Annotated in this window: 11 protein-coding genes and 1 pseudogene; 10 read left to right on the forward strand and 2 right to left on the reverse strand. The window is 72.8% G+C overall.

What is annotated here, in order from left to right:
• From PV341_RS39735 to PV341_RS39770, 8 genes and pseudogenes are all read left to right on the forward strand, one after another.
• Positions 1-325 (forward strand): annotated as a pseudogene (locus PV341_RS39735) (DNA polymerase III subunit gamma and tau); the annotation flags it as partial.
• Between the two features lie 156 nt (positions 326-481).
• Entirely contained in the window at positions 482-817 is a 336-nt protein-coding gene (locus PV341_RS39740) for a YbaB/EbfC family nucleoid-associated protein (RefSeq protein ID WP_431958833.1), read from the forward strand.
• A 25-nt stretch (positions 818-842) separates the two neighbouring features.
• Positions 843-1442, forward strand: a complete 600-nt coding sequence (gene recR, locus PV341_RS39745) for a recombination mediator RecR (RefSeq protein ID WP_018558314.1) — start codon at positions 843-845, stop codon at positions 1440-1442.
• The gene (locus PV341_RS39750; protein ID WP_500332022.1) at positions 1435-2082 is read left to right on the forward strand and encodes a DUF5063 domain-containing protein; all 648 of its coding nucleotides are present in this window, start codon (positions 1435-1437) and stop codon (positions 2080-2082) included. Before recR ends, PV341_RS39750 begins: the two co-directional genes overlap by 8 nt.
• Before the next feature lie 237 nt (positions 2083-2319).
• Positions 2320-3594 carry an aspartate kinase gene (locus PV341_RS39755; protein WP_499513036.1) on the forward strand — a complete coding sequence of 425 codons (1275 nt, stop codon included), beginning with the start codon at positions 2320-2322 and terminating at the stop codon, positions 3592-3594.
• A 287-nt stretch (positions 3595-3881) separates the two neighbouring features.
• Positions 3882-4550 (forward strand): SigE family RNA polymerase sigma factor, encoded by a 669-nt coding sequence (locus PV341_RS39760; RefSeq protein WP_500332021.1) that lies wholly within the window; start codon positions 3882-3884, stop codon positions 4548-4550.
• The gene (locus tag PV341_RS39765; RefSeq protein WP_500332020.1) at positions 4547-5584 is read left to right on the forward strand and encodes a hypothetical protein; all 1038 of its coding nucleotides are present in this window, start codon (positions 4547-4549) and stop codon (positions 5582-5584) included. The genes PV341_RS39760 and PV341_RS39765 overlap by 4 nt, the downstream gene beginning before the upstream one ends.
• 48 nt (positions 5585-5632) lie before the next feature.
• Positions 5633-6487 carry an SURF1 family protein gene (locus PV341_RS39770; protein WP_500332019.1) on the forward strand — a complete coding sequence of 285 codons (855 nt, stop codon included), beginning with the start codon at positions 5633-5635 and terminating at the stop codon, positions 6485-6487.
• Here PV341_RS39770 and PV341_RS39775 read toward each other — a convergent pair.
• Together PV341_RS39775 and PV341_RS39780 are read right to left on the reverse strand one after the other, a co-directional pair.
• On the reverse strand, positions 6443-8233 hold the full coding sequence (locus PV341_RS39775) for a S9 family peptidase (RefSeq protein ID WP_500332018.1): 1791 nt from the start codon (positions 8231-8233) through the stop codon (positions 6443-6445). The genes PV341_RS39770 and PV341_RS39775 overlap by 45 nt on opposite strands.
• Before the next feature lie 46 nt (positions 8234-8279).
• Complete coding sequence (locus tag PV341_RS39780) at positions 8280-8585, reverse strand: DUF6191 domain-containing protein (protein WP_500332017.1); 306 nt, start codon at positions 8583-8585, stop codon at positions 8280-8282.
• 67 nt (positions 8586-8652) lie between these two features.
• Here PV341_RS39780 and PV341_RS39785 point away from each other — a divergent pair, with 67 nt between their 5' ends.
• Both PV341_RS39785 and PV341_RS39790 read left to right on the forward strand, forming a co-directional pair.
• Entirely contained in the window at positions 8653-9117 is a 465-nt protein-coding gene (locus PV341_RS39785) for a GNAT family N-acetyltransferase (protein ID WP_500332016.1), read from the forward strand.
• 208 nt (positions 9118-9325) lie between these two features.
• Positions 9326-10715, forward strand: a 1390-nt coding sequence (locus tag PV341_RS39790) for an alpha/beta fold hydrolase (protein ID WP_500360340.1), incomplete at its 3' end; no start/stop codon positions are given.

Below are 10715 nucleotides of genomic sequence, written 5' to 3' on the forward strand. Positions count from 1 at the left end.
TCCCGCCCCCGCGTCCCCGGCACCGTCCGCGCAGCAGCAGCAGCAGCACCAGCACCATCACCAGCAACCGCAGCAACAACCCCACCAGCAGTCCCAGAGCCCGGCGCCGTCCCCGTCGCCGCCCGCCGCCGCGGCGGCCCGTGCCGCCGTCAACGCGGCGCCTGCGGCGTCCGCGTACCCGCCGGTCACCGACGAGCCGCCGCCCATCGAGTACGACATGCCCGAGGACGACGACCCGGACCTGGACGAGACGGCGCTCAGCGGCCACGACCTCATCGTGCGCGAGCTGGGTGCCACCGTGATCGAGGAGATCGCCAACGAGTAGCCGCGGCGCCCCCGTTCCCCTGTGCGGAACGGTACGGCGGGGGCGGAACGGGCGACGCGCGCCGCTCGTTCCCTCGTACGGGTAGCGCGAGCGGGCCCCCGAGCACGTAGGCTCGCCCTACCCGCACAACCGACGTCGTGAGGCAGGAGCGAGACCGTGATCCCCGGTGGTGGTCAGCCGAACATGCAGCAGCTGCTCAAGCAGGCACAGAAGATGCAGCAGGACCTCGCGGCGGCCCAGCAGGAGCTCGCCGAGACCGAGATCGAGGGAACGGCCGGCGGTGGTCTGGTGAAGGCGACCGTGACCGGAGCCGGTGAGCTGCGGGGGCTGGTCATCGACCCCAAGGCGGTCGATCCTGAGGACACGGAGACGCTGGCCGATCTGGTCGTCGCCGCCGTGCACAACGCGACCGCGAGCGCGCAGGAGCTGCAGCAGAGCAAGCTCGGCCCGCTCGCCCAGGGGCTCGGGGGCATCCCCGGCCTTCCTTTCTAGTTCCAGGCGACGAAGAGGGCACAGCGTGTACGAGGGCGTGGTTCAGGACCTGATCGACGAGCTGGGCAGGCTGCCCGGCGTGGGTCCCAAGAGCGCGCAGCGGATCGCCTTCCACATCCTGCAGGCGGACCCCGCCGACGTCCGACGGCTCGCGCACGCCCTCAGCGAGGTGAAGGCGAAGGTCAGGTTCTGCGCGGTCTGCGGCAACGTCGCCGAGGCCGACCAGTGCCGGGTCTGCCGTGATCCGCGCCGCGACCCGGCCGTCATCTGCGTGGTCGAGGAACCCAAGGACGTGGTGGCGATCGAGCGGACCCGCGAGTTCCGCGGCCGCTACCACGTGCTCGGCGGCGCGATCAGTCCGATCGAGGGGGTCGGCCCGGACGACCTGCGCATACGGGAGCTGCTGGCGCGGCTCGCGGACGGTAGCGTCACCGAGCTGATCCTGGCCACCGACCCCAACCTCGAGGGGGAGGCGACGGCCACGTATCTCGCACGCATGGTCAAACCGATGGGACTGAAGGTCACCCGTCTCGCGAGCGGTCTGCCGGTCGGCGGCGACTTGGAGTACGCCGACGAGGTCACGCTCGGCCGGGCCTTTGAAGGAAGGCGGCTGCTTGATGTCTGACAACGCCCTGGACCCCGACGACTTCGCCTCCTCGATCTCGGACCAGATCGAGAGCTTCATCCTGTCGGTACGGGAGGTCGCCAAGGGCGACGACCCCGACAGCGCGGTGCCCTACCTGCTGCTGGAGGTCTCCCAGCTGCTGCTGGCCGGGGGCCGCCTCGGGGCGCACGAGGACATCGTCCCGGAGGAGCGCTACGAGCCCGACATCGGCCCGGAGCCCGACGCCGACGAGCTGCGCCAGCGGCTCGCGGTGCTGCTGGAGCCGATCGACGTCTACTCCGAGGTCTTCGACCCTTACGTGCCGCGCAGCACCCCGGTGGCCTGCCGGATCTCCGACGACCTCGCGGACGTGGTGACGGACCTCGCGCACGGCCTGGCGCACTTCCGCGAGGGCCGGGTCAGCGAGGCGCTGTGGTGGTGGCAGTTCTCCTACCTGTCCAACTGGGGGCCGACCGCCTCGGCCTCGCTGCGGGCCCTGCAGTCCCTCGTCGCCCATGTGCGGCTGGACAGCCCGCTGGACGCGCTGGACGGACTGGACACCGACCACGGCGCGGACGACGAGGACAAGCTCGCCGCCGAGGCCGGCCGGGTCATGGCCGCCGAGATCGCCAAGCCGCTGGGGCTGCGCCCCAGCCGCTGAACCCCCACCGCGCCCGCCCCTCCCGAGGGGCGGGCGCGTGTGCGTGGTCGGGTCTCCCAGGCGGGGACCCGGGGCCGTAGTGACCCGGAGCACGCCGCCCGGTGTGCATAGGTCGGCGTGTCGTTGGGCAGATGGCTCGCAGAGTGGGCCCGGCGTCTCAGCATGTGGTATTGAGGGGTCGGTTCCGGCCTGCTCGTTAGACTGAGCCGAACGCAGTACCGGATTTGAGGAGCGCACGTGGGCCTTGTCGTGCAGAAGTACGGCGGCTCCTCCGTTGCGGATGCCGAGGGCATCAAGCGCGTTGCCAAGCGGATCGTCGATGCCAAGAAGAGCGGCCACCAGGTGGTCGTCGTGGTCTCGGCGATGGGTGACACGACGGACGAGTTGATCGAGCTCGCCGAACAGGTATCTCCGATGCCTACCGGCCGCGAGTTCGACATGCTGCTGACCGCCGGAGAACGGATCTCCATGGCCCTGCTGGCGATGGCGATCAAGAACCTCGGACACGAGGCGCAGTCGTTCACCGGTAGTCAGGCGGGTGTCATCACCGACTCCGTCCACAACAAAGCACGCATCATCGACGTCACGCCGGGCCGCATCCGCACCGCCCTCGACCAGGGCAACATCGCGATCGTGGCCGGCTTCCAGGGCGTGTCCCAGGACAGCAAGGACATCACGACGCTGGGCCGGGGCGGCTCCGACACCACCGCGGTGGCGCTGGCGGCGGCCCTCGACGCCGGGGTGTGCGAGATCTACACCGACGTCGACGGCGTGTTCACCGCCGACCCGCGCGTGGTGAAGAAGGCGCGGAAGATCGACTGGATCTCCTCCGAGGACATGCTGGAGCTCGCCAGCTCCGGCTCCAAGGTGCTGCTCCACCGCTGCGTGGAGTACGCCCGCCGTTACAACATCCCGATCCACGTCCGGTCGTCGTTCTCCGGCCTCCAGGGCACTTGGGTCAGCAATGAGCCGCGAGAGGACCAGACGGGCATGGAGCACGCGATCATCTCCGGTGTCGCGCACGACACATCCGAGGCCAAGGTGACGGTCGTCGGTGTGCCCGACAAGCCGGGCGAGGCGGCCGTGATCTTCCGGGCGATCGCGGACGCCGAGATCAACATCGACATGGTGGTGCAGAACGTGTCGGCCGCGGCCACCGGCCTGACCGACATCTCCTTCACCCTCCCCAAGGCCGACGGCCCGAGGGCGATCGAGGCCCTGAAGCGCGTCCAGGGCACCATCGGTTTCGAGACGCTCCGCTACGACGACCAGATCGCCAAGATCTCGCTGGTCGGCGCAGGCATGAAGACCAACCCCGGTGTCACGGCGCAGTTCTTCGAGGCGCTGTCCAACGCGGGCGTGAACATCGAGCTGATCTCGACCTCCGAGATCCGCATCTCGGTCGTCACCCGCGCCGACGACGTCAACGAGGCCGTGCGCGCCGTGCACTCCGCGTTCGGCCTGGACAGCGAAACCGACGAAGCGGTCGTCTACGGAGGAACAGGCCGCTGAGCACCCCGATTTCGGTCGGGTGACCCAAATCTCTGGTCTGGACCGCTTGATCGGAAGCCTGTAGGCGCCAGACAATTTCAGCTCCCTGTGTGTCGCAACCGTGCGACGCGCAGGGAGCGTCTTTGTGTCAGCGCACTGCCCTACTGTGCTGCAGGCCGGGCGCGGCGCAACAGCGCCAGCAAAAGGGGCATTGGGGAAGAGTTGGTACGCATGCGCATATGTGCTACACCGTCAAAAACGGTGCCTCGGGCGTACAACCCTGACGGGGGGACGCGTGTCCAACAGGCGTGGCAGAGGCACTCGGCATCGAAGCACCCCTCGTGGGGCGGGGCAGCGCTCCGGCGCGTCCGCACGTCCGGCGGCCGTCGCGCGCAGTCGGCGGCATCCCGGTGATCGCGCCCTGGCCTGTGGTGCAGGCGCCCTCGGACCGCGACCGCGGCGACACTGACGCCGCGATGTCAGTCGGGACCACCGTCGACCACCTCACCGAGACCTACCGGGCCCACTACCGCTCGCTGCTCGGCCTCGCCGCACTCCTGCTGGACGACACCGCCTCCTGCGAGGACGTCGTCCAGGAGGCCTTCATCCGCGTCCACTCGGCCCGCAAGCGGGTCCGCGAACCCGAGAAGACCCTCGCCTACCTCCGGCAGACCGTCGTCAACCTCTCCCGCTCCGCGCTGCGCCGCCGCATCATGGGCATGCGGCTGCTGTCCAAGCCCATGCCCGACATGGCGAGCGCCGAGGAGGGGGCGTACGAGGCGCTGGAGCGTGACGAGTTGAAGGCGGCCCTGCGCAAGCTGCAGCGCCGGCAGCGCGAGGTCCTCGTCCTGCGCTACTTCGCCGACATGACCGAAGCCCAAGTAGCCGAGACCCTCGGCATTTCCCTAGGCTCGGTGAAGGCGTACGGCTCGCGTGGTCTCGCGGCGCTCCGCGTCGCGATGGAGGCCCCGGCATGACCAACCCGAACCCACCCGGCGGTATGGAAACCGAGAACGACATCGGCGGTGGCAGCCCCGAGGAGCGGCTGAACCCCGACGAACTGGCGCTGCGCCGGCTCATGCGCGACGCCGTGAGCGACATCCAACCGGGCCAGGAGGCGCTGGAGCACCTGCGCCGCGCGGTCCCCGCCCGGCGGGCGCACCGTCGGCAGTTGCTGGCCGGCAGCGCGGCCGCGTGCCTGCTGGCGCTGGTCGCGGTCCCCGCCGCCCTCCACGCGGCGGACCTCTCCGGATCCGCCAGGACCGGCACCGCCAACGCCTCCAGCGCCCAGGACACCGGTGGCACCGACGGCGACGCGAACGGCCCCGCCGCCGGCGCCGGCACGCCCTCCCCGTCCGACGGCGACGGCCGTCGCGACGAGGACCCCACGCGCACCGGCGGCTCCCACGGGCACGTCACCCCCGGAGCAACGGGCTCCGCGGACCCCTCCGACACGCTCGCGGCCAACGCCCCGCTGTGCACCGCCGGCGACCTCGGCAGCGCCTCCGGGTACGCCGGCGCCGCCGACGGCTCGGGCCGGGTCGACGGCTGGTTCCAGGTGGCGAACACCTCGAAGGGCTCGTGCACCGTCGATGGCGGCGGTTCGGTCAGCGTCTCCTCCACCCAGGGCGCGGCCGACTCCGCCCGCATCAACGTCGTCGACCACACCCCGAACGACGGCACCACACTGCCCGACTCCCTCGGCACGACGCTGATCCTCAAGCCCGGGCAGAGCTACCGGGTCGAGTTCACCTGGGTCCCGGCCGCCGGCGGCGACTCGGGCGGCTGCACCCCCCCGGCCACGCCGACGCCCACCGCGACCGCCACCAACACCCCGTCCGGCGAGGCGTCCGCGCCCCCGGCGGGTGTGGACGGCCCCGGCCAGGGCGGCCCGGCGGGCAGCATCGTGCTGAGCCACACGCCCGAGGCCGGAGCGCCCGTCGTCATGGCGACGATCGGCGGTGCCTGCGCCGGGACGGTCTACAGGACAGGCGCCATCGCCGCGCAGTAGCGGGGGGCGGTTCCCGGGGACGCCCGGGCGCCCCGTACCGTTGACGGCGTGTACCGGTTCCTGCTGTCCCCCCGCTGGCTGGGCGGGCACCTCTTCATGGTGTGCGCCGTGGTCCTCTGCACCTTCATGGGCAGCTGGCAGCTGAGCCGGTTCGAGGCCCGCGTCGACAGCCACCGCGCCGCCCAGGACAAGCCCGCGGCCACCGCCCGGGACGCGGCGCCGCTGGAGCGCCTGCTGCCGCGGGCGACCTCCGCGCTGACCACCGAGACGGCCGGCCGCACGGTACGGGCCACCGGCCGCTACGACACGGCGCACCAGTTCCTCGTGCCCGGCCGTGAGCTCGACGGACGCACCGGCTACTACGTGCTCACCCCGCTGCTGACCGGCGACGGCGCTGCCGCCCTGCCCGTCGTCCGCGGCTGGCTGCCCGGCGACGCGGACCGCGCGTCCGCCGTCGGCGTGCCCGCACCGCCGGCCGGCGAGGTCACCGTCACCGGGGCCCTGCAGGCCCCCGAGAGCGCCGGCACCGACGGCGCGATCGGCCGCGGCGGGCTCGCCGAGGGACAGCTGGGGATCATCAGCGCGGCGTCCCTGGTCAACCTCGTCCCGTACCAGGTGTATGGCGCCTGGATCACCCAGACCGAGGCCGTCCCCGCGCCCCTGCGGGCCGTCCCGCCGGTCGCGCCGAGCGGCACCGGCCTGGACCTCAAGGCCTTCCAGAACCTCGGTTACACCGGCGAGTGGTTCGTCTTCGCGGGCTTCGTGGTCTTCATGTGGTTCCGGCTCGTCCGGCGGGAGGCCGAGACCCGGCGCGACGCCGAGCTCGGCCTCACCGGGGAGGAGGGGCCGGCCGCGGCCTCAGCCGCCGAGGTGGCGCCGGACGAAATCCAGCTCCAGTCGTAGCTGCTTGATCCGCTCGTCGACGACGAGCGAGCCGTGCCCGGCGTCGTAGCGGTAGACCTCGTGCGCCTTGCCCAGGCCCGCCAGCCGCTCGACGTAGTTGTCGATCTGCCGGATGGGGCAGCGCGGGTCGTTGAGGCCCGCCGAGACGTAGACCGGGGCCTTGACCCGCGCCACGTACGTGATCGGCGAGGACGCCTCGTAGCGGTCCGGGACCTCCTCGGGGGAACCGCCGAACAGGGTGCGGTCCAGCGCCTTCAGCGCCTCCATCTCGTCGCCGTACGCCGTCACGTAGTCCGCGACCGGCACCGCCGCCAGGCCCACCGTCCACAGCTCGGGCTGGGTGCCCAGCCCCAGCAGCGTCAGGAAGCCGCCCCAGGAGCCGCCGGACAGCACCAGCCGGGCCGGGTCGGCGAAGCCCGACTCCACCGCCCACGTCCGGACGGCCGCGATGTCCTCCAGCTCGATCAGGCCGACGCGGTGCTTGAGCGCGTCCGTCCACTCCCGGCCGTAGCCCGTGGAACCGCGGTAGTTGACCCGCACCACCGCGTACCCGTGGTCCAGCCAGGCCGCCGGGCCGGCCGCGAAGGCGTCCGAGTCGTGCCAGGTGGGCCCGCCGTGGATCTCGAACACCGTCGGGTACGGGCCCTCGCCCCGCGCGGGCCGCTGGACGAGCGCGTGCACCGGCCCGCCGGGCCCGTCCACCCACACGTCCTCCACCGGGAGCGAGCCCGGGGCCCGCTCACCCGGCGCCTCCAGCACCACGGCCCCGGTCGTCGACCGCACCTCGGAGGGCGCCGCCGCCGACGACCACAGGAACTCCACCGTGCCGTCGGGGCGGGCCGTCGCGCCGCTCACCGAACCCGCCGGGGTGTCCAGCCGGGTCAGCTCGCCGTCCGCCAGCCCGTAGCGGTAGATCTCGCTGCGGGCCCGGTACGTGTGCACCACCAGCAGCGCGGTGCCGTCCGGGTACCACTCCGCCGCGACGTCACCGGGCAGGTCGATCGCCAGGGCGGTCTCCGTGCCCGCCGCGACGTCCCAGACCATCGGCTCCCAGCGGCCGCGCCGCTGGTGCGCCACCAGCAGCCGGGCGTCGCCCGGCACGGGGGCGAACCCCAGGCACTCCAGGCCCAGTTCCTTCGTGCCGCCCTCGCTGTCGTCCAGCTCCGCGACCGTCGTGCCGTCCGTCGTGACGACCCGCAGCGCCGAGTGCATCGCGTCGCCGTGCTCGGTGTGCTCGACGACGACCAGCGTGCCGTCCTCCGACAGCGCGCCGACCCCACCCGACTCCTCGTGCCGGTAGATCTCCACCGGTTCCGCCCCGGGACGCACGACGTGGATCGTCGTGCCCTCCTCGTCGGTGGAGCGGCCCACCACCGACAGCCCGCCCCGGCCCAGCGCCAGCCCCGCGGGGTACGAGGGCTCCAGGCCGGGCGCGGCCGGCTCGTCCGGGCCGCCCGCGAAGGGCTGCCGCATCCAGACCCCGAACTCGTCCCCGTCGGTGTCCGCGAACCACCACACCCACGCGCCGTCCGGCGTCAGCGTCCCGTCCGACGTGCCGTTCGGCCGGTCGGTGACCTGCCGCTGCGCCCCGGTCGTCCGGTCCCACGCGTACAGCTCGTAGGTACCCGTCGCATTCGACACGAACAGGCTGCGGTGGGGGGCGTCCTCCGCCCACTCCGGCAGTCCGACGCGTGGCGCCCGGAAGCGCTTCTCCCAATCCGGCATACCAGCCATGACGTCGCTCATGCCACCATCAAACCCGATCGCGCCCCGCAGCGGACCGTGGCCGTCGTCACCAGCTGCGATCACGCCCCGGAACGACGATCAGCGCCGTCCCCCGCCCCAGGTCCACCCGCGACCGCGGGGGTGCCCCGTCGCCCTCCTCGTCGCGCAGCATCAGCGTCGCCCGGCGCTCGTCCAACTCGCTGCGCTTGCCCGGCGAGAAGCTCGCGTGCAGCTGCTCGAAACCGGTCGCGGAGACCTGCCCGCTCCGTCCGCCCCACCGGCCCGCCCGCAGCACCTGGTCGACGAAGGCCACCCCGATCAGCAGGATCACCAGGCCCGGCAGCGTCATGAAGACCACGAACTCGACACCCATGGCCCAACCTTCGCACGGCGGCGGCGCACCTGCGACGGCCCGGGCGGCACCCGGTTACCCTCGCGCCATGACCGACACCGAACATCCCCTCGTCCCGCCGGACTTCGTCGTCCCGGACCCGCCCGCCACCGAACGCTTCCGCCTGGAGCCCCTCGGCCCGCGGCACAACGCCGCCGACCACGCCGCCTGGACGTCCGGCATCGACCACATCCGCGCCACCCCCGGCTTCGAGGGCCGCTCCTGGCCGCCGCCGGACGGGATGAGCCTCGAAGCCAACCTGGAGGACCTGCGCAAGCACGCGGAGGACTTCGAGCGCCGCACCGGCTTCACCTACACCGTCCTGTCCGTCCCCGGCGGCGACGTCATCGGCTGCGTGTACGTCTACGGCTCACGCACCGAGCCCGGCGTCATCGACGTCCGCTCCTGGGTCAGCGCCCCCCACGCCGCCCTGGACGCCGCGCTCCACCGCGTCGTCAGCGACTGGCTGGCCGACGCCTGGCCCTTCGAGCGCATCGCCTACGCGCCCCGCTGAACCCCTGTCCGGGCCCTTGGGAAGTTCACGCGTTCGGCCCACTCGGGCCGCCATCACGTACGACGTGTGATGGGGTGGTGACGCAGCGGAGCCGCGGGGGGTGCGTCCGAGCGCTCCGCGACACGACCGGACCCTGATTCCCCGGGGCGGCCCGGGCGCCGCGTCCGGCGGTCCCCCCGTCACACGGGCGTACGAGGAAGGCGTGGCGATGATCGCTGTACGGGACACCGACGGGATACCCCGGCGCAGGCTGCGGGGCGCGCTCGCGGTGCTGAGCACCTGCGGGCTCCTGCTGACCGCTGCCTGCGCCACCGCCGACCCGCTGCGGCTGTCCCCCGACCCCGGCCGGGCGGCCGCGGACCCCGCGGCGGGCGTACCCCCCGAGCTGCGGCGCTACTACGAGCAGCACCTCGACTGGGAAGCCTGTCAGGACGTGCCCGGCTTCCAGTGCGCGACCGTGACGGTGCCCCTGGACTACGCCCACCCGGAAGCGGGCGACATCACCCTGACCGCCGCCCGCGTGCGGGCCACCGGCGAGGCCGCCGCCCGCGTCGGCTCGCTCCAAATCAACCCCGGCGGTCCCGGCGAGTCCGCCGTCGACTACCTGGTCGCCGCCGCCGGCACCTTCTCCCCGGCCACGCGCTCCGCGTACGACCTGGTCGCCGTCGACCCGCGCGGCGTGCAGTACAGCACCCCCGTGGAGTGCGCCACCGACACCCCGGCCATCCCCATGGGCTTCGGCCTGCGGCTGTCCGGCGACGCGGCCGAGATCACCGACTCCTACGAGGCGTTCGAGGAACTCGCCGACGCCTGCGAGGAGCACGCCGGGGAACTGCTGCCCCACCTCGGCACCCCGGACGCGGCACGCGACATGGACGTCGTGCGCGCCCTCCTCGGCGACGAGCGCCTGCACTACCTCGGCTACTCCTACGGCACCTACCTCGGCGCGACCTACGCCGAGCTGTTCCCCTCGCGGGTCGGCCGCATGGTCCTCGACGGCGCCGTCGACCCGGCGATCGACGGCTACCGCGAGAACCTGGACAGCACCGCCGGGTACCAGCTGGCCTGGGACTCCTTCGCCGCCGACTGCGCCGCCCGCCCCGACTGCCCGGTCGGCCACTCCGTCGCGGAGGCCGGCCGCGTCCTCGACGGCCTGCGGGACAAGCTGGACGCCGGCCCGCTGCGCCAGGGCAAGGACATCACCGTCACCGGCGAGGACCTCCTCACCGCGGTCATCACGGCCCTGCGCGAGGCCTCCTGGGAGGAACTGCGCACCATGCTGCGCCAGATCCTGGCCGGCGACACCACCGAGCTGCAGCAGTTCGGCGGCACGGACGAGGGCGACTCCGGCAACGCCGCGGACGCCCTCCTCGCCGTCGACTGCCTCAGCTCCACCCTCGGGGCCCGCTTCTCCGAGGCCCAGGCCCAGGCCGCACTGCCCGCCTTCCTGCACGCCTCGCCCCAGTTCGGCACCTCACTGGCCACGTTCCTGGTGCTGTGCACCCACTGGCCCGTCCCGGCGACCCAGACCCCGCACGCCATCGCCGCCCCCGGGGCCGCCCCCATCCTCGTCGTCGATGCAGGGGCTGCCGCGGTGG

This window comes from Streptomyces sp. PA03-1a (genome assembly GCF_033792805.1).
Lineage (GTDB): Bacteria > Actinomycetota > Actinomycetes > Streptomycetales > Streptomycetaceae > Actinacidiphila.

Excerpts from the sequence above, each read along its gene's own strand:
- PV341_RS39750 (WP_500332022.1), top strand. The coding sequence starts at position 1,435 with ATGTCTGACAACGCCCTGGACCCCGACGACTTCGCCTCCTCGATCTCG.
- PV341_RS39765 (WP_500332020.1), top strand. The coding sequence starts at position 4,547 with ATGACCAACCCGAACCCACCCGGCGGTATGGAAACCGAGAACGACATC.
- PV341_RS39775 (WP_500332018.1), bottom strand. The coding sequence starts at position 8,233 with ATGAGCGACGTCATGGCTGGTATGCCGGATTGGGAGAAGCGCTTCCGG.
- PV341_RS39780 (WP_500332017.1), bottom strand. The coding sequence starts at position 8,585 with ATGGGTGTCGAGTTCGTGGTCTTCATGACGCTGCCGGGCCTGGTGATC.
- PV341_RS39785 (WP_500332016.1), top strand. The coding sequence starts at position 8,653 with ATGACCGACACCGAACATCCCCTCGTCCCGCCGGACTTCGTCGTCCCG.